Source organism: Natronomonas amylolytica (genome assembly GCF_037031205.1).
GTDB classification, from domain to species: domain Archaea; phylum Halobacteriota; class Halobacteria; order Halobacteriales; family Haloarculaceae; genus Natronomonas; species Natronomonas amylolytica.
This window is the reverse complement of record NZ_JAYEZM010000001.1, coordinates 526,437-550,093: the sequence shown is the minus strand read 5'-3', so window position 1 is coordinate 550,093 and position 23,657 is coordinate 526,437. Positions and strand designations below refer to the sequence as shown.

29 protein-coding genes are annotated in these 23,657 nt (G+C 66.3%); 15 read left to right on the top strand and 14 right to left on the bottom strand.

Annotated elements, in window-relative coordinates; genetic code table 11:
- The first annotated feature begins 143 nt into the window (after positions 1–143).
- Both U5914_RS03025 and U5914_RS03020 read left to right on the top strand, forming a co-directional pair.
- On the top strand, positions 144–1,028 hold the full coding sequence (locus tag U5914_RS03025; protein ID WP_336134057.1) for a 3-hydroxyacyl-CoA dehydrogenase family protein: 885 nt from the start codon (positions 144–146) through the stop codon (positions 1,026–1,028).
- An 86-nt stretch (positions 1,029–1,114) separates the two neighbouring features.
- Complete coding sequence (locus tag U5914_RS03020; protein WP_336134056.1) at positions 1,115–1,582, top strand: pyruvoyl-dependent arginine decarboxylase; 468 nt, start codon at positions 1,115–1,117, stop codon at positions 1,580–1,582.
- Positions 1,583–1,585: 3 nt separating this feature from the next.
- Here U5914_RS03020 and U5914_RS03015 read toward each other — a convergent pair whose 3' ends face one another.
- The 3 genes from U5914_RS03015 to U5914_RS03005 all read right to left on the bottom strand — a co-directional run bounded on the left by U5914_RS03015 (position 1,586) and on the right by U5914_RS03005 (position 5,469).
- Complete coding sequence (locus U5914_RS03015) at positions 1,586–2,380, bottom strand: creatininase family protein (protein ID WP_336134054.1); 795 nt, start codon at positions 2,378–2,380, stop codon at positions 1,586–1,588.
- 61 nt (positions 2,381–2,441) lie between these two features.
- A complete protein-coding gene (locus U5914_RS03010; protein ID WP_336134053.1) occupies positions 2,442–3,995 on the bottom strand; it encodes an ABC1 kinase family protein in 1,554 nt (517 codons plus the stop codon).
- A 121-nt stretch (positions 3,996–4,116) separates the two neighbouring features.
- Positions 4,117–5,469, bottom strand: a complete 1,353-nt coding sequence (locus tag U5914_RS03005; RefSeq protein ID WP_336134052.1) for an RNA-guided endonuclease InsQ/TnpB family protein — start codon at positions 5,467–5,469, stop codon at positions 4,117–4,119.
- Between the two features lie 179 nt (positions 5,470–5,648).
- On the opposite strand from U5914_RS03005, the gene U5914_RS03000 reads away from it, so the two are divergent.
- On the top strand, positions 5,649–5,801 hold the full coding sequence (locus U5914_RS03000; protein WP_336134051.1) for a DUF7550 family protein: 153 nt from the start codon (positions 5,649–5,651) through the stop codon (positions 5,799–5,801).
- A gap of 6 nt (positions 5,802–5,807) precedes the next feature.
- On the opposite strand, the gene U5914_RS02995 is transcribed toward U5914_RS03000, so the two are convergent.
- Both U5914_RS02995 and U5914_RS02990 read right to left on the bottom strand, forming a co-directional pair.
- Positions 5,808–6,701, bottom strand: coding sequence for an SDR family NAD(P)-dependent oxidoreductase (locus U5914_RS02995; RefSeq protein WP_336134050.1), 894 nt, complete (start codon positions 6,699–6,701; stop codon positions 5,808–5,810).
- Between the two features lie 79 nt (positions 6,702–6,780).
- Positions 6,781–7,641, bottom strand: coding sequence for a DMT family transporter (locus tag U5914_RS02990; RefSeq protein ID WP_336134048.1), 861 nt, complete (start codon positions 7,639–7,641; stop codon positions 6,781–6,783).
- Between the two features lie 101 nt (positions 7,642–7,742).
- On the opposite strand from U5914_RS02990, the gene U5914_RS02985 reads away from it, so the two are divergent.
- Positions 7,743–8,636, top strand: a complete 894-nt coding sequence (locus U5914_RS02985) for a DMT family transporter (protein ID WP_336134047.1) — start codon at positions 7,743–7,745, stop codon at positions 8,634–8,636.
- Between the two features lies 1 nt (position 8,637).
- On the opposite strand, the gene U5914_RS02980 is transcribed toward U5914_RS02985, so the two are convergent.
- On the bottom strand, positions 8,638–9,054 hold the full coding sequence (locus U5914_RS02980) for a GIY-YIG nuclease family protein (RefSeq protein ID WP_336134045.1): 417 nt from the start codon (positions 9,052–9,054) through the stop codon (positions 8,638–8,640).
- Positions 9,055–9,140: 86 nt separating this feature from the next.
- On the opposite strand from U5914_RS02980, the gene U5914_RS02975 reads away from it, so the two are divergent.
- Positions 9,141–9,335 carry a methytransferase partner Trm112 gene (locus U5914_RS02975; protein WP_332311683.1) on the top strand — a complete coding sequence of 65 codons (195 nt, stop codon included), beginning with the start codon at positions 9,141–9,143 and terminating at the stop codon, positions 9,333–9,335.
- Positions 9,336–9,410: 75 nt separating this feature from the next.
- Positions 9,411–9,974: a DUF7524 family protein gene (locus U5914_RS02970; RefSeq protein WP_336134041.1), complete on the top strand. Its 564-nt coding sequence runs from the start codon at positions 9,411–9,413 to the stop codon at positions 9,972–9,974.
- Positions 9,975–9,982: 8 nt separating this feature from the next.
- Here the strand turns inward: U5914_RS02970 and U5914_RS02965 are convergent, their stop codons facing one another.
- Together U5914_RS02965 and U5914_RS02960 are read right to left on the bottom strand one after the other, a co-directional pair.
- Entirely contained in the window at positions 9,983–11,068 is a 1,086-nt protein-coding gene (locus U5914_RS02965) for a DR2241 family protein (RefSeq protein ID WP_336134039.1), read from the bottom strand.
- A 3-nt stretch (positions 11,069–11,071) separates the two neighbouring features.
- On the bottom strand, positions 11,072–11,965 hold the full coding sequence (locus tag U5914_RS02960; RefSeq protein WP_336134038.1) for a CbiX/SirB N-terminal domain-containing protein: 894 nt from the start codon (positions 11,963–11,965) through the stop codon (positions 11,072–11,074).
- A gap of 148 nt (positions 11,966–12,113) precedes the next feature.
- On the opposite strand from U5914_RS02960, the gene U5914_RS02955 reads away from it, so the two are divergent.
- The 6 genes from U5914_RS02955 (at position 12,114) to U5914_RS02930 (ending at position 16,633) form a co-directional block, all read left to right on the top strand.
- Positions 12,114–12,605 carry a 50S ribosomal protein L11 gene (locus U5914_RS02955; RefSeq protein WP_336134037.1) on the top strand — a complete coding sequence of 164 codons (492 nt, stop codon included), beginning with the start codon at positions 12,114–12,116 and terminating at the stop codon, positions 12,603–12,605.
- 63 nt (positions 12,606–12,668) lie between these two features.
- Positions 12,669–13,121 carry a thiol-disulfide oxidoreductase DCC family protein gene (locus U5914_RS02950; protein ID WP_336134036.1) on the top strand — a complete coding sequence of 151 codons (453 nt, stop codon included), beginning with the start codon at positions 12,669–12,671 and terminating at the stop codon, positions 13,119–13,121.
- A gap of 125 nt (positions 13,122–13,246) precedes the next feature.
- Positions 13,247–13,885: a 50S ribosomal protein L1 gene (locus tag U5914_RS02945; RefSeq protein WP_336134035.1), complete on the top strand. Its 639-nt coding sequence runs from the start codon at positions 13,247–13,249 to the stop codon at positions 13,883–13,885.
- A complete protein-coding gene (locus U5914_RS02940) occupies positions 13,882–14,946 on the top strand; it encodes a 50S ribosomal protein L10 (protein ID WP_336134034.1) in 1,065 nt (354 codons plus the stop codon). Before U5914_RS02945 ends, U5914_RS02940 begins: the two co-directional genes overlap by 4 nt.
- A 6-nt stretch (positions 14,947–14,952) precedes the next feature.
- A complete protein-coding gene (gene rpl12p / locus U5914_RS02935; protein ID WP_336134033.1) occupies positions 14,953–15,300 on the top strand; it encodes a 50S ribosomal protein P1 in 348 nt (115 codons plus the stop codon).
- A 109-nt stretch (positions 15,301–15,409) separates the two neighbouring features.
- Entirely contained in the window at positions 15,410–16,633 is a 1,224-nt protein-coding gene (locus U5914_RS02930; protein WP_336134032.1) for a tripartite tricarboxylate transporter permease, read from the top strand.
- Here U5914_RS02930 and U5914_RS02925 read toward each other — a convergent pair.
- A complete protein-coding gene (locus U5914_RS02925; RefSeq protein WP_336134031.1) occupies positions 16,630–17,256 on the bottom strand; it encodes a DUF6517 family protein in 627 nt (208 codons plus the stop codon). The genes U5914_RS02930 and U5914_RS02925 overlap by 4 nt on opposite strands.
- Positions 17,257–17,739: 483 nt before the next feature.
- Between U5914_RS02925 and U5914_RS02920 the strand changes: the two genes are divergently transcribed.
- Positions 17,740–18,225 (top strand): PadR family transcriptional regulator, encoded by a 486-nt coding sequence (locus tag U5914_RS02920; protein ID WP_336134030.1) that lies wholly within the window; start codon positions 17,740–17,742, stop codon positions 18,223–18,225.
- Between the two features lie 45 nt (positions 18,226–18,270).
- Here U5914_RS02920 and cysS read toward each other — a convergent pair whose 3' ends face one another.
- From cysS to U5914_RS02900, 4 genes are all read right to left on the bottom strand, one after another.
- Positions 18,271–19,764 carry a cysteine--tRNA ligase gene (cysS, locus tag U5914_RS02915; protein ID WP_336134029.1) on the bottom strand — a complete coding sequence of 498 codons (1,494 nt, stop codon included), beginning with the start codon at positions 19,762–19,764 and terminating at the stop codon, positions 18,271–18,273.
- Between the two features lie 39 nt (positions 19,765–19,803).
- On the bottom strand, positions 19,804–20,283 hold the full coding sequence (locus U5914_RS02910; RefSeq protein WP_336134028.1) for a DUF7523 family protein: 480 nt from the start codon (positions 20,281–20,283) through the stop codon (positions 19,804–19,806).
- Positions 20,284–20,395: 112 nt separating this feature from the next.
- Positions 20,396–20,596: a VNG_1110C family protein gene (locus U5914_RS02905; RefSeq protein ID WP_336134027.1), complete on the bottom strand. Its 201-nt coding sequence runs from the start codon at positions 20,594–20,596 to the stop codon at positions 20,396–20,398.
- 79 nt (positions 20,597–20,675) lie between these two features.
- Positions 20,676–20,840, bottom strand: coding sequence for a hypothetical protein (locus U5914_RS02900; protein ID WP_336134026.1), 165 nt, complete (start codon positions 20,838–20,840; stop codon positions 20,676–20,678).
- A 102-nt stretch (positions 20,841–20,942) separates the two neighbouring features.
- On the opposite strand from U5914_RS02900, the gene U5914_RS02895 reads away from it, so the two are divergent.
- Together U5914_RS02895 and U5914_RS02890 are read left to right on the top strand one after the other, a co-directional pair.
- On the top strand, positions 20,943–22,058 hold the full coding sequence (locus U5914_RS02895) for an OBG GTPase family GTP-binding protein (protein WP_336134025.1): 1,116 nt from the start codon (positions 20,943–20,945) through the stop codon (positions 22,056–22,058).
- A gap of 4 nt (positions 22,059–22,062) precedes the next feature.
- Positions 22,063–22,527 (top strand): TIGR04206 family protein, encoded by a 465-nt coding sequence (locus U5914_RS02890; protein ID WP_336134023.1) that lies wholly within the window; start codon positions 22,063–22,065, stop codon positions 22,525–22,527.
- Here the strand turns inward: U5914_RS02890 and U5914_RS02885 are convergent.
- Positions 22,524–23,624 (bottom strand): hypothetical protein, encoded by a 1,101-nt coding sequence (locus U5914_RS02885; RefSeq protein WP_336134021.1) that lies wholly within the window; start codon positions 23,622–23,624, stop codon positions 22,524–22,526. The genes U5914_RS02890 and U5914_RS02885 overlap by 4 nt on opposite strands.
- Between the last annotated feature and the right edge of the window lie 33 nt (positions 23,625–23,657).

Genomic DNA, 23,657 nt, shown 5'->3' with positions numbered 1-23,657 from the left:
CTAAGTCAATCCAACCGGTATCACCGTCGAGGCGGTCGATTTCGACCATAGATCACTCGAAACACCGGCCGCCTCACTCTTAACTTAACAGCGCCGCATCCGAGAAGCGAACTTTCTCGGTGATGGCGACCACCTCTCGCCGTATGCAAGTAACCGTCATCGGCGCCGGCAGCATGGGCCACGGCATCGCACAGGTCTCCGCGATGGCCGGCCACGACGTCCGATTGAACGACGTGGACGAAGACCGCATCGCGGCCGGAATCGAGAGCATCGAGGAGAACTTGGCGGGTGGCGTCGCACGCGACAAGGTCACCGAAGAGGAGCGGGACACGGCGCTGGACCGCATCGAGGCCGCGTCGGACCTCGACGCCGCCGTCTCGGATGCGGACCTCGTCGTCGAGGCCGTCCCCGAGGACATGGACCTCAAGAAGGATGTCTTCACCGACGTGGAGGCGGCCGCGCCCGCCGACGCGATCATCGGGTCGAACACCTCCTCGCTGTCGGTGACCGAACTCGCAAGCACCCTCGAACGACCGGAGCGTGCGGTCGGCCTCCACTTCTTCAACCCGCCGCACATCATGGACCTCGTCGAGGTCGTCATCGCCGAGCAGACGAGCGAGGCCGTCGAGGAAACGGCAGTCGAGTACGTCGAAGGACTCGACAAGGAGGCCGTCGTCGTCCGGGACAGCGCCGGCTTCGCCTCCTCGCGACTCGGCGTCGCGCTCGGACTGGAAGCCATCCGGATGGTCGAAAGCGGCGTCGCCAGCGTCGAGGACATCGACACGGCGATGGAAGAAGGCTACAGCCACCCGATGGGGCCGCTGAAACTCACCGACCTCGTCGGTCTCGACGTCCGCCTCGATATCGCCGAGTACCTCCGCGATGAGTTGGGCGAGCGGTTCCGACCGCCGCAGACGCTCCGCAAGAAGGTCCGGGCCGGCAACCTCGGCAAGAAGTCCGGCGAGGGCTTCTACGTCTGGGAGGACGGCGAGGCCGTCCGGCCGGCCGACGAACCGCCGGAGCACTAACGCCGGGCACTCGTATTCCGGGCCGCGTTCACCCTTCGAGGCCACTCTCGTAAGTGACTTATCCGGCAGTCGGGTAGGCCACCACGATGGAAATCGATCTCGTCTGGGGCGTCGGTGAGGGCCGAACCGCCCTCGGGTCGTTCGACCAGGCCCTCAGCGAAGCCAACATCCACAACTACAATCTCGTTTCCCTCTCCTCGGTCATCCCCGAGGGCGCGACCGTCGTCGAACGTGGCGCGCTCGACCCCGGGCGCTGGGACGTCGGCGACGTACTCGCGGTCGTCATGGCGCGACAGACCGGCACCGACCCCGGCGAGAAGGTCACCGCCGGTCTCGGCTGGATGGCCGCCGAGGAGGGCGGCGTCTTCATGGAACACTCCTGCGGGACGCGCGAGGAGTGCGAACACGAACTGCTGCGAAACCTCGAGGACGCCCGTGAAATTCGGGACTGGAACTGGACGGGCGAACCGAAGACGAAAATCGTCGAGGCGACCACCGAGGAAGCCACCTCGGTCGTCACCGCCGCGGTCTACCGGCCGCTGTCGCTTGAATAGCCGTTATTTCCGGCGGTCGGCGACGTCGACACGGGCTTTCGGCATCAGGCTCTCGAACGGTTGGTCGGCGAGCCACTCACAGAGGGCGACGAGTTGCTCGGTCGCGGCCTCGAACAGTTCCTCGCCCTTCTCGGGTGTCGCGTCGGTCTGGTCGCCGAAGACGCCGTTGTCGCTGTTGTCGATGGCGTCGTAGAACGTGCGGGCACCGAACTGTCGGCCGGTCGCGTTCGGGTCGAACTCCATTACGCCGCCGTCGCGGGCCTCGGCCAGTCGGTCCTCGTGGACCAGCCGTTCGGCCAGATGCATCACCATCGCCGTCTCCTTCGGGCCGCCGTGGGGGCCGTTGTGTTCGAACAGGTCGTCGACGAGGTCCGGGATGGACTCGTCCCACATCCACTCGATGGCGTAGGCGGTCCGGTCCTCGTGGACGCGGCGGCCGACCTCCCGGAGGTGGTCGACGTTGCCGCCGTGGGCGTTGACGAATATCACGCGGTCAAGTCCCTGATAGGCGAGGCTCTCGACGAGCGATTCCATGTACTCGCGGAAGGCCGGCGGGTCGACCGACAGCGTACCCGGGAACTGCCGGTGGTGCGGGCTGACGCCGATTTTGACCGTCGGCGTACAGACCACGTCGGCCCGGTCTGCGGCCTCGCGGGCCAACCCTTGGGCGATGACGTGGTCGGTCGCAAGCGGGAGATGTGGGCCGTGCTGTTCGGTCGAGCCGACGGGAACGAGCGCCAGCGACGCGTCTTCGAGTCGCTCGCCGGCCTCGGGCCAGGCGGCGTCTGCCAGATACATGTCTCGGGTATGTGGCGGGACGGTCAAGAAGCCCCACGACTCCTCGGTCCGCGAGTCGGGCTTACCGGTGCCGCAGGAACAGAACGAGGAAGACGGCCGCACCGACGAGACCGACGAGTTCGTAGGGGCGTTCGTGGAACGTCAGGAGCGCGCTCGCGACGACGAGCGCCCCCGCGAGAATCGCGTAGCCGAGCGCGTAGCGCGGCGAGGCGTCGGTGTGTTCGGTCTTGATACGGAGTTCGCCGCGTTCGAGGCGGTCGAACAACCGGTCGGTCCGGGCCGGCAACCGCGCGAGAACCGGCGCCGAGGCTCGCAGGTCGTTGCGAACCTCCCTGGCCAACTCCTGTAGTTCCTCGCGGAAGAGGCCGTGTTCGACGAGGAACGACCGGATGAAGGCGACGAAGTCGAACTCGGGGTCGAGTTGTCGGCAGACGCCCTCGGTGACCGTTCCGACGCGAAGCAGGAGCATCACGTTCGGCGGAATCCGGAAGGGGAAATCGTGGAGCATCGTGAAAAGCTCCGTAATGATGTCCCGCCAGTCGATGTCGGAGCGGCCTTCGAGGTTCTCCATCGCGAGTTCGAGCACGCGGCGGACTTCGCCGCGGTCGGCCTCCGGCGCCAGCACGTCGAGGGCGATGAGCGCGTCGATGAGGCCGTCGGTGTCACGCCGGGCCAGCGACCGATAGAGGTCGATGATGCGCTGTTGGGTCTCCGGCGCGAGTTCCTCGCTCATGCCGTAATCGTAGATGAGCAGCGTGCCGTCGTCCATCACCGAGAGATTGCCGGGATGGGGGTCGGCGTGGAAGACGCCGTGTTCCAGTCCCATCGAGAGGTAGATGTCGGCGATACGTTCGGCCATCTCCTCGGGGTCGACGCCGGCTTCCCGCAGCGCCTCGGTGTCGGTGACGCGTTCGCCTTCCGCGTACTCCATGACGAGGACGCGTTCGGTCGTCCGTTCCTCGTCGACGTCGGGAATGTAGACCCGTTCGTCGTCGGCGAAGTTCTCGCCGATGAGTCTCATCATGCGGGCCTCTCGCTCGAAGTCGAGTTCGTCGAAGATGATGCGCTCGAAGTCGTCGGCGATGTTCCGAATCGAGTACTCCTGTCGCACATCGGCGATGAGGCCGACGAACGGGACCAGTTTGCGGATGATGCGCAGGTCGCGGGCGATTCGGGGTTTCAGGCCCGGCCGCCGGACCTTCAGGGCGACCTCCTCGCCCTCGATTGCGGCGGTATAGACGTAGGCCAGCGACCCGCCGGCGATGGGCGTGAGGCTTCCGGAATCGACCGCATCGCCGAGTTCCTCCTCGACGACGACTGCAGGGTCCTGTCCGCTGTCTTCGGGCACCTCGTCCTGCAGGGTCGACAGCGCCTCGGCGTAGATGGGCGGCACGATGTCGGGCCGCGTCGACAGCACCTGTCCGGCCTTGATGAACGCGGCGCCGAGCTGAAGGAGCGTCTCGACGAGGCGCTCGGCGCGTTCCTCGTGGACCGCCTCGTGGACCTGGCGGGCGCCACCGAACAGGAGGAACCGGCGCTGGTCGCGAGCGAAGGCGACGGCGAAGGGCAACAGCCGAACGACGACCTGCAGAAACCGTCGATAGAAGCCCCTCATCTCGCTGCCTCCGCGACGACGACACGACGCCTCATGTAGCCGGCTTGATGGCCCGCCATCAAATACCTGCCCTTGACTTCCTCCCACGGCTGAAGCCGTGGGATTCCTCCGCGTGGGTGATTCAGGCCGTGCCTGTGCCACCGGAGGCAACTTTCCCGTCGCCGGTACTCCGGTTTGCAGGGTCCTCTTTGGTCGAGCGATCCCGCCGTCGCCAGCGGTGATCGTCCCACTTGAGGCGCGGCACCTCTCGGTGTCCGCCCTCCGTCGTGTTCTCTCGGGAGACCGCGGGCCGAGCCATCGACCCAACCGCGTCGCACAGCAGGTTCTCGGATGCCGCCACATCCGAGTGTCCCTCGAAGCCACAGCCGTAGCACGTGAGCAGGTCGCCCTTCCGCTCCACCCGATCGCCCCCACAGTCCGGACATGCTGAGGAGGAACCGTACTCGTCGACTTCTTCGACCGCGATGCCGTACTCGCCTTCTAGGACTTCTCGGAGCCGTCGGCGGAACCGGCCGTGGCTCCAGAACTGGTGGGTCTTCTCGTTCACGGTCGCGCTCCAGTGTTCCCGCAGCACGCCCGCGAGGTCGCCGGCGATCACCTCACCGACGCCGAGCCCGGCCAGCCACTCCGCGAGATCACGGATGAGAGCGTCCTGCAGGTGGTACACCTGCTCGGTCCGCTTGCGGTACAGGCGGCGAATGCGCCTGCTTGACCGCTCGTCGCCGGCGAGGTGCCGTTGGAGGGCGGCGATCTTCTCCGTGATGTGGCGGAAGCGGTGGAATTGGGGGCGGGCGTGGTAGAGCCGCTGGTGGCCGGTGGAGGTGGTGGCGGCGACGAGGTTGTTCGCGCCGATGTCCAAGGCTGCCACCACCGAGTCGTCGCTCTCGGCGGTAGCCAGTGATTCGTCCCGTCTGAGAACAGCGTCGGAGACGGGTTGTCGTGCCCTGAACGCTTCGGCATCCCTGTCGTGCACCAACTCCAACCGGCCTTGCTCCCCACGCCAACGCGGATTGCCCCGGGCCTCCAGTCGAAGCCGCTCGTAATACCCGAGGCCGTACTTCTCCTTGAGATCGTGACCAACCGGGATCTCCAGTCGTGACTGCTTGCCCCACTCTACTGTGTACATATCGTTGCGGATGAGCGTCTGCAGCTCCCGATCGCCACTATCTTCGTCCTTCCAGTACCCGGGCGGCGAGGGATTCTTGCCGTCTTTGAGAAGGGCGAAAAATGACCGCCACGCCTCGTTGTTGCGGCGGATGAGTTGCTGGGCGGTCGCACTGCCGAGGACGCCCTTGTACTTCAGGCGGTACTCGTCCGCGTCGATCGTCCACACGTCGCGGTCGTCGAAGAAGGCTTGGCGGCGCTCGTAGGTGAGTTCGTTCCACAGCGCGGCGGACGCGTCCAGCACCTCGAGGAGCAGCAGTCTGTCTCGGTGGGACAGGGGACGCACCTCGAAGGCGTTGACGCGCTGCATACGCTGATGTTGATCTGCCTCCGAATTAAATGTCGGCATTGGAACCACGGCAGAGCGACCGAATCGGTGGACTGACCGGTCGTGGGCTTCCGCTCGCACCGTGTCACCGACGGGGCGTCCAAGTCTGCCGGTCGCTCGGGAACGATAGGACAAAGTAGCCGCCCGCCGCAGAACCGCGTATGACCGACCACGACGACCACGAGGACGAGGCCGAAGAGGGACGGACGACTGCACCGCAGAGCGATTATACGGGCCGCGACGTCGCCGTCGGCGCCGTCGTCGCCCTCGTCGGCCTGCTCGTCGTCTTCGGTATCCCGTTCCTGCTGGCCTGAGGTCTTTTAATACCCGCTATTCAGCCGTCGCGTCTCGTAGTCCTCCGTGAGTTCGTCCCATCGGTCGGCCAGTTCCTCGCCCGACCAGCCGTTATCGGACTCCGTCGAGAGGCTTCGCTCGCGTTCGGGGTCCGAGACGACCGAGACGCTGTCGCCAGCGACGGCGAGGGTACAGCCCGTGATTCCCTCAGCCGCCTCGCTGGCGAGGAAGACGGGCACGCCGGTGGTGTGCTGTGGGCCCATGTCCGCTTCGTCCATGCCGGCCATGCCGGGCAGGTCCTCGGTCATCCGGGTTAGCGCGGTCGGCCACATGGCGTTGATGCGGACGTCGTACTGGTCGAGTTCGAGCGCACCGGTCCGCATCAATCCGAGGATGCCGGCCTTCGCCGCCGAGTAGTTGGCCTGTCCGATGTTGCCGACCGAGACGCCGCTGGAGACGCAAATAAAGGAGCGCTCGCGGTCGAAGCCATCCTCGGCCTTGTGGCGCTGGCGCCAGTGAGCGGCGGCGTTGCGAAGCAGTGAGAAATGCCCCTTCAGGTGGACGTCGATGACGCTGTCCCACTGGTCCTCGTCCATCTTGAACAGCATGCCGTCCCGGAGGATGCCCGCGAAGTTGACCACCGCGTGGACGGCGCCGTATTCGTCGACGGTATCGGCGATGAGCCGTTCCGTGTACTCGAGGTCGGTCACGTCGCCGAAATGGGCCATCCCCTCGCCGCCCGCCGCCTCGATGCGGGCGACCGTCTCCTCGGCCGGCTGTTCGTCCGAACCCTCACCGGAGACGTCGACGCCGAGGTCGTTGACCACGACCGCCGCGCCCTCGTCGGCCAGCGCCGCCGCCGTTTCCTCGCCGATGCCGCCGCCGCCACCGCAGACGATACAGACCGTGTCGTCGAGCATGCTTCGGAGTTCACCCCCATTCCGTTATAAGTTGGTGCCGTCTACGGGCGGTGGCTTTAGCCGCCAGCACGAGACCCGCCTACCGTCGCGGAACCAGTACGACCCCGAGCAACACGAGCGTACCCCCGCCGGCCACGACAGCGGAGACGGGTTCGGCGAGGAATATCGCGCCCAACACGACGGTGATAACCGGTTCGACGGTGCTGAGAATCGCCGCGGGGCCGGCGCCGATACGCGAGAGGCCGGCAAAGAAGGTGAATATCGGGACGGCGGTGGCGAAGACGGCGATAGCGAGGATAGTTCCCCACGCGACGGTCCCGGAGGGCATCGCCAGCGAGTCGGTCCCGAGGCCGATGACGAGGAACGTGACTGCGGCGGCGGGCATGACGTGGGCGGTCAGAATCGGGGCAGCCACGTCCTCCAGCGTGGTTCTGCTGGCGGTGATGTAGCTGGCGTAGACCAGCGCCGCCAGCAGGACGATGCCGACGCCGCGGGGGTCGGCGGCGGCCGGGTCGGCGCCGGTGATGAGGGCGATGCCCGAGAGGGTGACCGCAAGCGCCGCGATGCTCCGTCGACCGATGGGTTCGTCCAGGAACACGGCGGCCAACACGAGGACGAAGACGGGGTAGGTATAGAGGATGATGCCGACGAGGCCGGCGGTCATGAACTCGAGGCCGAGGAAGTAGAGGCCGGACATGGCGGCGTAGCCGAAGGCCCCGAGGGCGATGCCGGCGAGCAGGTTCCGGCCCCGGAGGGGTTTCAGGCGGCCGCGGACGCCGAGGATGGCCCACACCAGCACCGTCGCCAGCGAGAAGCGAAAGAAGAGGACGGTCGGAATCGAGAGACCGGCGTCGCCGGCGACGGTGCCGAAGATGCCGAGCGTCCCGAACCCGGCGGCTGAACAGAGCACCAACAGCGCGCCGACGCGGGCGTCGTCCATGCGCGAGGCTCCGCTTGCGCGCGGAAATCGGTTGTGGAATCCGTCGACTGCGGCCGGCCGGTTGCGGAACCGACTTATTCCAGTCGCTGCTGGGTCCGGGTGTGTTGGCCCGTCTCGAAGCCCGGACGCCGCCGCTTCTCGCGCTGGCGGTCGCCATCGTCGCGGTCTCGACGAGCGCGATTCTGGCCCGCTGGAGCGCCGCCGACGCCGTCGTCCTCGCGTTCTATCGGGTCCTGTTGACGACGCTGCTCATCGCGCCGTTCGTCTTCACCCGGTATCGGGGCGAGTTCGATGCCTTCGGACCGCGAGACCTACTTATCGCCGGATTGACGGGGGCGGCGCTGGCGGTTCACTTCTCGGCGTACTTCGAGAGCCTCGAATGGACGAGCGTCGCCGCCAGCGTCACGCTCGTCCAGTCACAGCCGGTCTTCGTCGCCCTGGGCGCCGCGCTATTTTTAAGTGAGCGCATCGGCCTCCGGAAGGCCGCCGGCATCTCTGTCGCCATCGTCGGCATCGTCGCTATGTCGGCCAGCGAGTTCGTCGCCGGGGCCGCCGTCGCGGGCTCGCGGCCGCTGTTCGGCAACGCCCTGGCGGTCCTCGGGGCGTTCATGGCGGCCATCTACGTGCTTGTCGGGCGGTCGCTCCGCCAGCGGGTCGCCCTCGTACCCTACGTGATGGTGGTCTACTCCGCGTGCGCGCTCACGTTGCTCGTCGTCGCCCTGTTTCAGGACCTCCAGTTGACGGGCTATCCGACCCGCGAGTGGCTCATCTTCCTCGGGATGGCCGTCGGGCCGGGCATCTTCGGCCACACGGTCATCAACTGGGCGCTCGAACACGTCGAATCCTCGGTCGTCAGCGTCTCGCTGCTCGGCGAACCCGTGGGTGCGACGCTGCTCGGTGTGGCGTTGCTCACGGAGGTTCCGGGGCTGGCGACCGTCGCCGGCGGTGTGGTCGTACTGACGGGCATTTATATTACGTCGACTGCGCGGGCCTGAGCTACTCCGTTCGGGCCTGCCGGTGTGCCTCGGCGACCGCCGATTGCAGTTCGGCGCCCGTCTCGGCGTACGCGAGGTGGCTCTCACAGTCGCAGTCGGAGGCGCCGAAGCCGTCGACGGGGCCGTCCGGAAGCGCGCTCGCGACGGCACATTCGACGTCCGAATCGGGCGTCCGCACGTCGCCGCGAATCCGGCTGTCGGGGTGGCCAAGCAGGTAGTCGATATGCCAGTGGCGCGTTTCGCGGTCGCCCGCAGCGAGTTCGTAGTGGCGGTCGACGCGGCCGAAGCCGCCCGTCCCGAGCGCGCTGCCGGTGTAGGCGTACCAGCCCGCAGGAAACTGCTGGTCGCCGAGAGCGCCGACGGTGATGGTCGTCGCCTCGGGCACCTCGACGAGCAGGGTGTAGGTACCGCCGGTCACAGGCGGGATTCGGCGGGCGTGGACAAAACTCCCGCGAAGCGGTCGGACCCGCCATACTTTTGGCCCGGCCCACCGGAGACTTCCCTATGAAGGAGTCGCTCATGGATATCCTGTGCTGTCCGCTCGACAAAAGCGACCTCGAACTGGAGGTCATCCGCGAGGACGACGACGAAATCCTCGAGGGACGGCTGGTCTGTACCGAATGCGGCGAGGAGTACCCCATCGAGGACGGCATCCCGAACCTGCTGCCGCCGGACATGCGCGACGAGGCGGCGGCCTGAGGTCCGGTCTCTCGGCCCCAGCAACGAGTCGGTCCAGCAGTAGCCTTTTTTAGGCCACCGCGCGAGTCGACGCCCGTGACCGAAACGCTCGCTGTCGATGTCAACCGGACGGGGCTGCACACGCTCGAAGCGCCGACCACCTTCGAGGCGAACGGCCCCTTCGCCATCGCGTTGACGAACCATGGCGAGCCGACCCACATTCACGTCCACCTCGACGACCGCCTCTCGGAGATCGCCCGCATCGAGGCCTCGAACCACTACGTCGAGACCGACGAGACCAGACACATCGAGGTCAAGACCCGGGACCACACGGAGTGGCCGTCGGACCTGATTCGTGGAAAACTGAAGGTCGTCACCGCCCACGGCCAGGAGACCCACTACGTCGACATCGAGTTCGACCGAACGCCGGCGAAGGAACCGGTCGAGGTCGACCCGGACCTCTCGAAACCACGGCAGACCGAGACGTCGGAGGTCTCACCGGCGATGCGTGCCCTGCCGGTCGGCGTGCTCGGCGCCGTCGCACTCGTTCTGGCGCTCGGTGCGGTCTTTGCCGCCGACGGCATCAACTTCGTCCTCGGTGCCTTCGCCGTCGTCGCCGGCGGCCTCTGTGCGGTCGCCGCGAACTACCTGCTGGTCTGACCGCGCCTCTATTCGTCGTCGGTCGGCACGCCACAGAGGTTGCCCTCCTCGTCGAACCGTTTCGCCCGCAAAAAGCGCGTCCGATAGCGGTTGGCGCCGTCGTAGACGTCGGCCTCCCGGACCTCGTCGGCCTCGCCGTCGGCGACGGCGTCGATGATGGCCTCGATTTGCTCTTTCTCGCTGGGCGTGAGTTCGAACTCGTAGGTCTGTGTCTCCTCGCCTTCGAGTTTGGTCCACTGTCGTGCGGCCGCGATGACGAGCGAACAGGGCTCTCGACACGGGAACTCGCCGTCGCCGCCGTCGACATCGAGGTCGGTCTCGGCGTCGTAGTCCCACTCGCGGCGCTTCAGACACTGGGAGTCGTCACAGCAGGCCTCGGCGACCCAGTCGACGTGTTCGTGGCCGTCGCCGCGGTTCCACGTCTCGATGACGCCGTAGATACCCGTCTGCCGTTCCATCGTCGGCACCCAGTGAGAGACGTCGAGTTCGCCCTGTCGTTCGAGATGCCAGTTGGCGATGGTCACCGGGTAGATGACGTCGACCGCGCGGCCGAGCGCCCGGCCGTCGAGGTCGACGAAGGCCCATCCCGTCGGCAGCGTCGGCGCCGTCTTCAGCGGGCGATACCGGCCCCGGTCGTCGTGCTTGACGAGTTCGCGGGCATCGAGCGGGTCGGTGTGGACCGCCAGCGAGTCGAGGTCGGCGTCGGCGTCTTCCTCGTTGCGGAGGGTGTAGACGCGCGTTCCGTCGTCGCCGAGCGCGATTTCGATGTGGAGTTGCCCCCACGATTCGGTGAGGCCGCCGTCGGCCATCGCCTCGTATCGTTCCGTGACGGAGCGTTCGTCGGCCCCCTCCAGCCACCGGAGGAACGCCTGTTCGGGTTCGGGCCGGTCCGCCTGCGTCCAGAAGTACCAGTTCGAGACGAGCCACGGGTTCTCGGTGGCGACCTCGCGGAAGCCGTCCTCGTCGAGTCCTTCGTAGGGCTCGCCGGGGGTTTCGAAAGTGTAGACACCCGCATCGTGGGTGACGCGCAATCCGTCGTAGTCGATACCCTCGTCGGCGGCCTCGACGAGCGCGTCCAGTTGCGTGTCGTTCACGTGTTAGTCCCCCGCGCTCGCGTTGGCGTCCTCTACTCCCGCAACGCGCGTGCGGCGTCGAACCTCATCGATGGCGTCGCCGACGTCGGCGCCGGCATCGGCCGCCCGTTCGAGGACGACGTCGGCCATCAGGGCCTCCGTCCCGACGGCGCCGGCATACCAGATGCGGTGGCCGTCGACTTCGGCGGGGGTGTCCCAGCCCTTCCGGTAGTCGTCGGTTAGACCCATGTCCTCGGGGATGTCCTCCTGTGTGTGGTAGCCGTCGGCGACGAACAGCGGGACGACGACGATGTCCTCGACCTCGAAGAAGTCTGTCACGTCGTCGATTTCGGGGTCCTCGTCCATGAACAGCGCCTTCACCTCGTCGAAGCGGCCGCTCTCGGCGACGCGTTCGGCGTGGTACTCGATGGCCTTCGCGGAGTTCTCGTTGCGCTCGGTGCCGTGGCCGACGACCGCGAGGCCGAAGCCGTCTCCTACGTCGGGGTCGCCGGTAACCGTCTCCGCGCGGCGGACGATGACGTCGGTCATCGCGTCGTGGGTGCCGACCGGCCCGCAGTAGTGGACCGTCTTGTCGACGTCGTCGGCCTCCAGCGTCGCGTGGGTGGCACTCGTGCCGTCCGAATCCCACGCCTCGACGTCCCAGTCGTCGAGTCGGAGTTCTCGGGGGATGACCTCCTCGGTGAAGTACCCCTCCGAGATGAACAGCGGGACGACGTACACGTCGTCGCTTTCGAGGGTTCGCAGCACCTCGCGGAACGACGGTTCCTCCTTCCAGAACGCGGTCGCGACCTCGTCGAACACGCCCGACTCGCGGATGGTGTCGGCGTGCTCGTAGGTCGGCGTACTCGCGTCCGGGTTCAGATGCGACCCGTGGGCGACGATGACGAGCGCCTGCATACCTCTACTGTGGGCAACTGCGGGCTTATGACCTTCGGGACCCGTCTTGCCTTGCTGGATTCCCGCGGGGGTTCGAGGGCTATGCTCCGGACTCCCACGGCGAACCGAATCGACAACCCTTAAAACTGCGGCGACACTCGTGACGTGTATGGCTGGAACTATCGAAGTGCTCGTCCCCGGCGGGCAGGCCGACCCCGGGCCGCCGCTCGGCCCCGAACTCGGCCCGACGCCCGTGGACGTGCAGGCGGTTGTCAACGACATCAACGACCAGACGGAAGCCTTCGACGGCACGGAAGTCCCCGTTACCGTCACCTACGAGGACGACGGCTCCTTCGAGATCGAGGTCGGTGTCCCGCCGACCGCGGCCCTCATCAAGGACGAACTCGGCTTCGAGACGGGCTCCGGCGAACCCCAAGAGGACTTCGTCGCCGACATGTCCGTCGAACAGCTCAAGAAGATCGCCGAGCAGAAGCTCCCGGACCTGCTCGCCTACGACGCCCGCGGCGCCTCGAAAGAGGTCGCCGGTACGTGCGTCTCCCTCGGTGTCACCATCGAAGGCGAGGACGCCCGGACCTACAAGCAGCGGCTCGAAGACGGCGAGTACGACGATACGTTCGAAGCGGCTGAAGCGGCGGCGTAAGCCGGTTCGATTTTCGGTACGTTTCTCGCGTTCCTTTTACTCCTCGCAGACGTAGCAACGGGTGTGTCAAACGCCGAGTCGGCCGACACCGATGTCGAGATTCCCACCGACAAGCCGATACTGCTGTTCGACGGCGTCTGCAACCTCTGTAACGGCTTCGTCCAGTGGGTCATCGACCGAGACCCCGAGGCACGGTTCCGGTTCGCCGCGCTGCAATCGGAAGCCGGCCAGCAGTTGCTGGAACGCCACGGCCTGCCGACCGAGAGCTTCGAGACGTTCGTGCTCGTCGAGGGCGACGACTACTACACCAAATCGACCGCGGCGCTCCGGATGCTGAAGCGGCTCGGCCTGCCGTATTCGCTGCTCTATCCCTCCGTGGTCGTTCCACGCTCGATTCGCGATTCGGTCTACGGGTTCGTGGCGGCCAACCGCTACGACTGGTTCGGCCAGCGGGACCGGTGTATGGTCCCGCCACCGGATGTCGAAGACCGATTTCTCGACGGCGACGTGGGGTGAAAACCGGCCGTCGGCACCGCTGGTTCGACGGCCTTAAGTGCGTCATCCTCGTCGCTTCGAACGAGACAGGCGCAGCCTGTTTCACACCGTAGTAGCCCTCGTGGCTGCAACTACGGAGGTGAACGATGGCAAATTCGATAGAGGACGCAGTAGATCGCGCACTCGAGGAGGCCCCTGAGCGGAATTTCCGCGAAACGGTCGACCTCGCGATTAACCTGCGCGACATAGACCTAGACGACCCCAACAACCGTGTAGACGAGAGTATCGTCCTACCAGCGGGTACGGGCCAGGACACGCGTATCGTCGTGTTCGCCGAAGGTGAAACGGCCCTCCGGGCCGAGGACGTTGCTGACGATGTACTCGACAGCGACGACCTCGAAGACCTCGGCGACGACGATGACGCGGCGAAAGACCTCGCTGAAGAGACGGACTTCTTCATCGCGGAAGAGAGCATGATGCAGGACATCGGTCGCTACCTCGGTACCGTGCTCGGTCCCCGAGGGAAGATGCCGACTCCGCTGGATCCCGACGACGACGTCGTCGAGACGATCAACCGCATGAAGAACACCGTCCAGGTCCGTTCCCGTGACCGACGCACGTTCCACACGCGCGTCGGCGCCGAGGACATGGACGCCGAGGACATCTCAGACAACATCGACGTCATTCTGCGTCGGCTGTTCACGGACCTCGAGAAGGGGCCGCAGAACATCGACGCAGTCTACGTGAAGACGACGATGGGGCCGGCCGTGGAGGTGCCCGCATGAGCGCCGAAGCCGACTCCGAACGCAAGACCGAAACGATTCCGCAGTGGAAGCGTGAGGAAGTCGACGACATCGTCGAGTTCGTCGAGCGATACGACTCCATCGGCGTCGTCGACATCGCCGGCATCCCGAGCCGCCAGCTGCAGGACATGCGCCGTGACCTGCACGGCACCGCTGCCCTGCGCGTCTCGCGGAACACGCTGGTCGTTCGCGCCCTCGAAGAGGTCGACGACGGCCTCGAGGACCTGACCGAACACGTCGCCGGACAGGTCGGTCTCATCGGCACGAACGACAACCCCTTCGGGCTCTACCAGCAGCTCGAGGAATCCAAGACCCCCGCGCCCATCGGCGCCGGTGAGGTCGCGCCCAACGACATCGTCATCCCCGAGGGTGACACGGGCGTCGACCCGGGTCCGTTCGTCGGCGACCTCCAGGCCATCGGTGCGAACGCTCGCATCGAAGAGGGCTCCATCCAGGTGATGGAGGACTCGAAGGTCCTGGACGCTGGCGAGGAGGTCTCCCAGGACCTCGCGAACGTCCTCAGCGAACTCGGCATCGAGCCGAAAGAGGTCGGTCTCGACCTGCGTGGCGTCTTCTCCGACGGCGTGCTGTTCGCGCCCGAGGAACTCGCCATCGACGTCGAGGAGTACCGCGCGGACGTCGAGTCCGCCGCGGCCGCAGCCCGGAATCTCGCGGTCAACTCCGAGTACCCGACCGCACGGACCGCGCCCACGCTGCTCGCGAAGGCGGCGGGCGAGGCCAAGTCCGTCGGTCTCTCGGCGGCCGTCGAGAGCCCGGACCTCGCGGACGACCTCGTCTCGACGGCCGACGCGCAGGTTCGCGCGCTGGCCGCACAGATCGACGACGAGGAGGCGCTCCCCGAGGAGCTCCGCGGCGTCGAGGCCCCCGCGGCTGAGGCAGACGCCTCCGCCGAGGCGGCCGAGGACGAGGAAGCAGACGAATCGAGCGACGAAGAAGCAGAAGCGGAAGCCGACGACGAGGCCGACGACACCGACGAGGAAGACGGTGACGGCGGCGACGCTCTCGGCGACATGTTCGGGTGATACATCATGGAATACGTTTACGCAGCACTTATCCTGCACGAGACTGGCGAAGAGATCAACGAAGACAAGCTGACGGACGTCCTCGAAGCGGCCGGTGTCGACGTCGAGGAATCCCGCGTCAAGGCGCTCGTCGCCGCGCTGGAGGACGTTGACGTCGAAGAGGCCATCGAGACGGCCGCGGCCGCACCCGCGGGCGGCGCCGCTGCTGGCGGCGCTGCTGCCGGTGCAGCCGACGACGAGGCCGAAGCCGACGAGGCCGAGGAAGACGCCGAAGAAGAAGCGGAAGCCGAAGACGAAGGCGACGACGAAGACGAAGGCGACGGCGGCGAAGGCCTCGGCGAACTGTTCGGCTAAACTGGCCAACAGCAACCTTCTCTATTTATCGACCGGGAAGCGGCGGCACCGGCGCTCGTGGCGATGTCGAGCGCGGATTTAAATACCAATAGGCGGCCAACCCGTCTCGATGGAGGTGGCCGTCGCACCCCGGAGCACGCTGACAGCGCTGGCGTTCGTAGTCGGGGGTATCGCGCTGGGGACGGCAAGCGGCCTGATACCCGGGCTCCACGCGAACAACATGGCGCTGCTGTTGGCCGGCGTCGCGCCGTCGGTGCCGGGGCCGCCCCTTCCGGTGGGGATGGCGATGCTGGCCGCGGGCGTCGTGCACACGTTCCTCGAAATCGTACCGACGCTGGCGCTGGGTGTGCCCGACCCGGCGATGGCGGTCGCGGCACTGCCGGGCCATCGGCTCGTCCTCGAAGGACGGGGCCGGGAAGCACTCCGACTGTCGGCGCTGGGCAGTGGCATCGCCGTGTTGCTCGCCGCGCCGCTGGCGATACCCGTCACTCGAATGATGGTGGCAGTGTGGCCGCTCGTCCGCGCGAACCTGTCGGTCGTCCTGCTTGGCGTCGTCGGCGTACTCGTCCTCACCGAACGGAGCCTCGCTTCGATGGCCGTCGGCGTGTTCGCGTTCGTGACGAGTGCGATGCTCGGCATCGCGACGCTCGACCTCTCGCCGGAAGCACCGCTTGCGGCCGGTGGCGTGTTGGCGCCACTTTTCGCGGGGCTGTTCGGTGCGCCAGTCCTCATCGACGCCATCGGCGGGGAGGGCGTCCCGCCACAGGACGACCCGGCTGTCGCCCTCTCGAAAGGCGGGCTCACCGGCCTGTCGGGGCTCGGAACCGTTGCCGGCGCCGTCGTCGGCTACGTGCCCGCCGTCTCCAGTGCCGTCGCGGCGACGCTCGCCCTGCTTGCGGTGCCGGGACGGTACGGTGCGCGGGGGTTCGTCGTGACGACATCGGGCGTCAACACGGCGAATACCATCTTCGCCCTCTTCGCGCTGGTCGCACTCGGTGCCCCACGGACGGGCGTTTTAGTCGCCGTCGAGGAGGCGGGTGTACCGCTGTCGCTGCCGCATCTCCTCGCGGCGGTCGCGCTCTCGGCGGTGGTCGGGTTCGCGCTCGTACTCGCTGTCGGCGACCGCTATCTACTGGCCGTCGGCCGCCTCGACCCGACGCACCTGTCGGTCGTCGTTCTCGTCGGCCTCGGCGGGGTCGGCTATCTGTTCGCCGGACCCGTCGGTGTGGGCTGTTACGTTGCAGCGACGATAATCGGGTTGGTGCCGGCGCGGTTTCGCGCCCGTCGAGCGCATCTGATGGGGGTGTTGATCGGGCCGATACTGATCGGCTAACGGTCGGCCGGATGCTGGATACCGGCGAGCAGCGTGTCGATTCGGGACTCCTCGTCGATGTCGTGCGGATGGACGCCCGCACAGATGACGAAGTCGCCCTCGCTTTGGATGCGGCAGATGTGGATGGTGATGTCGACGCTCTCGCCGTTCGTCTGGGCCTCGGCGTCGTATTTCGAGACGGTGGTTTCGGTATCGCCGACGGCCGTGGTCCGGTCGCCGACGCTTTCGACGTTCTGGACGTTGTCGTACTGCTGTTGGACCCGTTCGGCGAGTTCGTCGTTGTCCATGTCGGCGACGGGGTTCATCGCCTGACCGGCGATGTCGACTTCCGGCGTTGCGACGGCGGTAAAGCGGGCGAGTTCCCCACTGAGTCCGAGTCCGATATCGACCGTGCGGGAGTATTCGGCGAGGACGTTGGTGACGCGGACCGTTCGACCGGCCGGCAGTTCCCGCTCGACGGTGCTGTTCTCGACTCCGACCTCCTCGTAGCCGGTCTCCGAGCGGGCGTCCTCGGAGACGACGGCCGTCTGGGCCTCGAACTCGGCTTCGCCATCGACGACGAGACTGGTACAACCGGCGAACAGTGCCATCGGAATGCCTGCAAGCAGCGCGCGACGTTTCATGTGGCCGAATATTAATCGGGGACTCATAAGTTAGATGGCCGTCGAGACGGACCGTCGAGAGATGCCTCCCGCCGCCCCACTTAATATGCCGGCAGTATACCGCGTCAAGGTTTGACACAACGGTTTCGTTGAGTCGGTATCCGTGTCTTCGCCGGTCCAACCGACCGCGCGCGAGGTCGGCGGCGCGGCCACGCTTCCGCTCGCTGCTGTCGGGGAGTCGGGAGTCGAAGACGGCAAAAAGCGCTGGAAACGGACCGATGGCGAACGCCGAATCGTCCGTATCACGTTTTCGGTCCCGGCCGGTGGGTGCCTCGAAATCGTGGCCGAATCCGGCTCCGACGAGGGTGGGAACTCGAGGCGCTAATCGGCCGATAGGAGACGTTTTGCACGTTCCATATACGGATAACGTAGTTGTTCTCAACCGACAATTTATATGCTGGGACGTATACGAAAAGGTATGGATACCAGACAGGAGGTGGAGGGATGAGTTCGCAAGGCGGGTCCGAACGGACCCTCCAGAGTCTCATCGGCGAACTGAACGGGGTCGGTCGGTCCGACTCCTCGTCGGACCCGGCGGTTCGAACCGAGGCCGTCATCCAGGACGCATCCGGAAGCCTGTTCGACGACGGAACGCCGACCATCGACGACGGACTGGTCAAGGAATCCCTCCCGGAACTACTCATGATGCTCGTCGGCCTTCGCGACGGCGACACCCACGGAAAGGGCGTCATGGAGGACCTCAACCGCTTTTTCGGTGCCCAACTGAGTCCCGGCACGGTCTACCCGATGCTGCACGACCTCGAGGAGGAGGGCTTCCTCGAGATGCGCGAGTTGGTCCAGACGAAGGAATACGCCATCGACGACGGCGACGCCGTGCGGAACGAACTCCACGAAGCGATGACCCAACACCTCGCTCTCGGCATGGTGTTCCACCGCGCCCTCGACGAGTTCGACGCCGCCGACGACTGACTGCGAGTCTCTTCTTCGCCGCCTTCGACCCCGCATCCGCCCCGTCTACAATCGGTAGGTCGGGCCGTCGTCGGTGTCCTGTACCTCGACACCGAGAGCTTCGAGGTCGTCGCGGAGGTCGTCGGCCCGCCCGTAGTTGCCGGCCTCGCGTTCGGCCTCACGGACGTCGAGGACGAGTTCGACCAGTTCCTCGGCGAGAGTGGCCTCTCCCTCGGCGGTCCCCGAGAAGTCGAAGCCGAGAACCTCCTCGCCGAACGCCTCGAAGGCATCGACGGCCTCCCGGAGGCCGCGGTAATCGTACTCGTCGGCCGCATCGATGTGGGTATGGACCGCCGCCGCGAGGTCGAACAGCGCGGCGATGGCCTCGCGGGTGTTGAAGTCGTCGTTCATCGCCTCGGTGAACGCCTCGCGGACCTCGGGGACGACCTCGCGGAGGTCGGATTCGACCTTCGTGCGCGCGTCGGGGGAGTCGACGGCCTCGACCGCTCGCTCGTAGGCGTTCTCGAGGCGGTCCCAGCGCTCCAGTGCCTCCTCGATGGCCTCCTCGCTGTAGGTCTGGGTGGAGTTGTAGGAGGCCGACAGGAAGAACATCCGCAGGGGGTTCGTCCCGAAGCGGTCGACGGCCTCGCCGACGGGGATGAAGTTGCCGAGACTGGAGGACATCTTGGTCTCGCCCATCTCGAAGAGGTCCGCATGGAGCCAGTAGCGGGCGAACTGCTGGCCGGTCGCGGCCTCGCTTTGGGCGATCTCGTTCTCGTGGTGCGGGAAGACGAGGTCACGGCCGCCCATGTGGATGTCGATGGTCTCGTTGAGGTGGGTCATCGACATCGCCGAGCACTCGATGTGCCACCCGGGTCGGCCCTCGCCCCACGGGGAGTCCCACGTCGTTCCCTCGGGGGTGTCGGTCTCGTACTCGCAGGCCTCGTCGCGGTGTTCGTGGACGGCCTCGTCGGAGACGCCGTCGGCTTTCCAGAGGGCGAAATCCGAGGGGTGGCGCTTCTCGGCACGTTCCTCGTCGGGGCCCTGTGCTTCGACCTCGTCGAGTTCCTGATTCGAGAGTTTGCCGTAGTCGGGGAACTCGGTGACGTCGAAGTAGACCGACCCCTCGGACTCGTAGGCGTAACCCTTCTCGATGAGCGTCTCGATGAGGTCGATGATTTCGGGGACGTGCTCGGAGACGCGGGGGTAGACCTCCGCCCGCTTGAGGTTGAGCGACCGCATGTCGGAAAGCAGTTGGTCGATGAAGTGGCGGGCGACGTCGGGTTCGCTGTCGCCGAGCGTCTCGCCGTCGGTCCGCTCGCCGATGCGGGCGACGATCTTCTCGTTGACGTCGGTGATGTTCTCGACGTGGCGGACGCCGTAGCCGAGGTGTTCCAGCCACCGATGGATAACGTCGACGTGCGTCCACGTGCGCGCGTGGCCGAGATGGGGGTAATCGGAGACGGTCAACCCACAGTAGTACAGGAGAACGTCGTTGGGGTCGGCCGGCTCGAACTCTTCGCGTTCGCCCGAGAGGGTATTCAGCACGCGGAGCGTCATTTGTCGGAGCGACGCCCGCGGACGGTTTGAATGCGTCGCTTACAGCGCGTCCTCGACGGCTCGAACGGCGTTGGCGCCCGCACGACGGCCGACGACGACGGCCAGCGTTCCCTCGGCGGCGGCCGCCGCTTCGACGCTCACCTCGGCGGTTCGAAGCCGGCCCAACACGTCCACGAGTGCGCCCGCGTCCACGTCGCCATCGGCGACGACTGCCGTGTAGTTGCCACCATCGGCGGTGAAGGTGGTCTCGCCGATTTGCAGAAGTGCGTCGGCGTCCGCTTCGTCCCCTGCCTCGACGGGGCCGACGCCGGATTTCATCGAGACGCTGGCACGTCGGTCCGATTCCTCGTAGTCGTCCAACTCCTCAGCGTAGCGGCGGAGTGCGGCGGCGACGGCTTCCGTCTCGCCCACGTCCAGAAAGCGGGCGGCGGCGGTGTAGTTGACGACGCCGGCCCGGAGCGCGGTTTCGAGGAAGGGCCGCCTTCTGACGGCCTCGCGGGTGTCGGCAGCGACGGTCATACCCGGTGGTCGGTGGATGGCGACAAGCAACTGTCGATTGCGGAGACGGGTTTTCGACCGCGCCGGCCGAGATGCGGACGGTCGAACACGGGGACTGCCCCGTCACAGGGGTCTACGGCAGCGAGATACCGTTGCGGACGAGAAATTCGTTGACCTCCTTGATGACGACGGGACTGCCGATGATGCGGGCGGCGTGGCCCTCGTCGTGGACGGTCACCGTGAACTCGGATTCGAGTTCGCAGCGAAGCCCATCCAGCGCCTCCCACGGGAGAACGATCTGGGTGCTGTCACGGAGGCTGGAGGGGTCGGCCATCACCGGTTTCTTTCTTGTATCCGGGCATTAAACTGTTGAAACCCCTGCCGAAACGTGGTGTGTTGGCGGGCGACACGCGTTACGCATTGATGACGAGCAGGCCGAACAGGCCGGCACCGATGAGGAGGCCACCGACCGCCTGCAGGCCGTAGCCGAACAGCGTCGAGAAGACGAGGTGGAAGACGCCGAGGAACGCGAGGCCGAGACTGACGAAGGTGTAGGCGAGTTTCTTCTTGTCCTCCATACGAGCGATTCGTCGTGGCGGCTGTTAACCCCGCCGCTTCCGGTGAGGACTGCGGATGCCCAACCGAACGGCTTTTTCGGTGGCAGCGTCTTCGGCCACATAATGGGGCTCGAAGAGGAGATCGAGGAGCTCGAAGAGGAGATCGCCAACACGCCCTACAACAAGTCGACCGAACAGCACATCGGCCGTCTGAAGGCCAAACTCTCCGAGAAAAAGGAGGAACTGGAACGGCGACAGTCCTCCGGTGGCGGCAGCGGCGGCTACGCCGTCGAAAAGCACGGCGACGCGACAGTCGCCCTGGTCGGGTTTCCCTCCGTCGGCAAATCGACGCTCCTCAACGCCCTCACCAACGCCGAAAGCGAGGTCGGTTCCTACGAGTTCACGACGCTGGACGTCAACCCCGGCATGCTCGAATACCGGGGGGCGAACCTCCAACTGCTGGACGTGCCCGGCCTCATCGAGGGCGCCGCCGAGAACCGCGGCGGCGGACAGGCGGTCCTCTCGGTCGTTCGAACCGCCGACCTCGTGTTGTTCGTCCTCTCGGCGTTCGAAATCGACCAGTACGAACGCTTGCGGGAGGAACTCTACAAGAACAAGGTCCGCCTCGACCAAGAGCCCGTGCAGGTCAACGTCCGCAAGAAGCACAAGGGCGGCATCAACCTCACCACCTCCGACCAGGTGAGCCTCGACGACGAGACCATCATGAGCGTCCTCCGCGAGTACGAGTTCATCAACGCCGACGTCACCATCCGCGAGGACCTCACCATCGACCAGTTGGTCGACTCGCTGCAGGACAACCGCGAGTACCTCCCCTCGATGGTCGCGGTCAACAAGGTCGACCTCATCGAGCCCAGCTACGTGGATACGGTCAAGGAGAACCTCCGAGAACACGACATCGACCCCGAAACGGCCGTCTTCATCAGCGCCGAGAAGGAGAAGGGCCTCGACTCGCTGAAGGAGAGCATCTGGGAGCGACTCGGCCTCATCCGCATCTACATGGACAAACCCGGCCGCGGCGTCGACCGGGACGAACCGCTCATCCTCACCGAGGAGGACAACACCGTCGACGACGCCATCGACAAACTCGGCGGGAGCTTCGACGAGCGCTTCCGCTTTGCCCGGGTGACCGGCCCCAGCGCCAAACACGACGAACAGCAGGTGGGCCGTGACCACGAACTCAAAGACGAGGACGTCCTGCGTATCGTCGCCCGGAAGTAACGTCGTGGCCGACGACGCATCGCCACGCCGCCGGTTGCTCGCTGTTCTGGCCGTCGGGCTGGTCCCGTGGACCGTCGTCCTCGTCAGGGAGCCGACGTTCGTCTTCTCGTTCGGGCTGGTGAGTCTCGACCCGTTTCACCTGACGAACGTCTACGAGTTCCTGTTCGTGTACACCGAGGTGTTGCCCCGTCGACTGCAGGCGTGGCCGGCCGGATTACTTCTCTACGCGGGCGCGCTCGCGAGCGCGATAGGTGGGCTTCGGGGATACGAGGACCCGCGACTCACGGGCGGTCTACTAGCTTTCGCCGGGATTGCACACGCACAGGTGTCCTACGGACTGTTCTGGACCTACGGGCTTCCGGTCTCTGAACTTCCCGTCCTGCCGGTGGGCGCTGTCGCCTCCTGGCTCGTGGCGTGGTGGTACTACTGGCCGCTCGCCCGGCAGAAAGGACTCGCACCGCTGGATTAGCCGCCGGAACCTGCCGGTGTCGACTCCTCGGCGACGCGCCACGTTCCGTCGATGGCGACCCGGGTTCCGTCGATGGACACGTCCCGGGTCGTCGCGGAGGTTCCGACCTCGTTCTCGATGGCGGCCCGGTCGGGCGTCTCGCCCTCCGGGTAGACGGCGGCGAGCGAGGCCGTTCCCTCCTCCGGCCCGAGGGTAACGGAACTCACCACGCCACTCGCGGATTCGAGTACCGGGCCGCTCTCGACGAACTGGTCGGTGTCGGCTTCGCCGCCCGCTGTTTCGCCGGCTTCGGGGTCGATACCCCACGCACCCAGCGTGACGTGACCGTGGCCCGCGGTTTCGAGGGCCCACCCGCCGTCGTCGTCATCGGCCAACCGCTCCGTTTCGCCGGCGATGGTATCGAGGACGGCATCGAGATCCGATTCCCCGTCCAACAGCGTGACGAGGGCGTCCTCGCGGACCGCGAAGGCTAACCCCTCCGTCGAGAGGAAGCCCTCCCCGGTGCCCTCGTAGATGTCGAAGCCGTTTCGCTCGCCGTCGGGTTCGAACCCCTCGGAGGCGGCGACGATGGTATCGGCCTCGAAGGAACCGCGGAAGACGCCGACGCCGTCGACGAGCAGCATCGAATCGACGCGTACGTCGCTCCCGGCAGCGTCGGTTTCCGTGGCGCTCTCGGTGTCGTTTTCGGACGTCTCCTCCCCGAGTTCCTCCTCGCCGAGCGGGCCGAGAAGACGGTCGGCAAAGCCGTAGGGGAGGAGGCCGAACCCGAGGCCGATGCTACCGATGAGGAGGCCCGCGGTGGGGTAGCCGACCAGCGGGTCGACCTCGACCGGCGCGGAATCGGAGCCGACGTCGATGTCGACGGCGTCTGGGAACTCCTCGGCGTAGGGCAGTTCCTCCTCGCCGTCGTAGGCGCGGAGCCACTCGGCGTCGATGTGGACGAAGAACACGCCAGCATCGTCGTTCGCGCCGTCTCCGGGCGTGCTGTCGCTGTAGGATGGTTTCTCGCCATCGCCGAGAACGCCGGTACAGCCCGCGACCGCCGCCAGCGGGACCGCGGCGGCCGTCTTTAGGACGTCGCGTCGGTGGAGGGTCACATGCTGGATTCCCCGGCGTGAGCGTATAGTTCA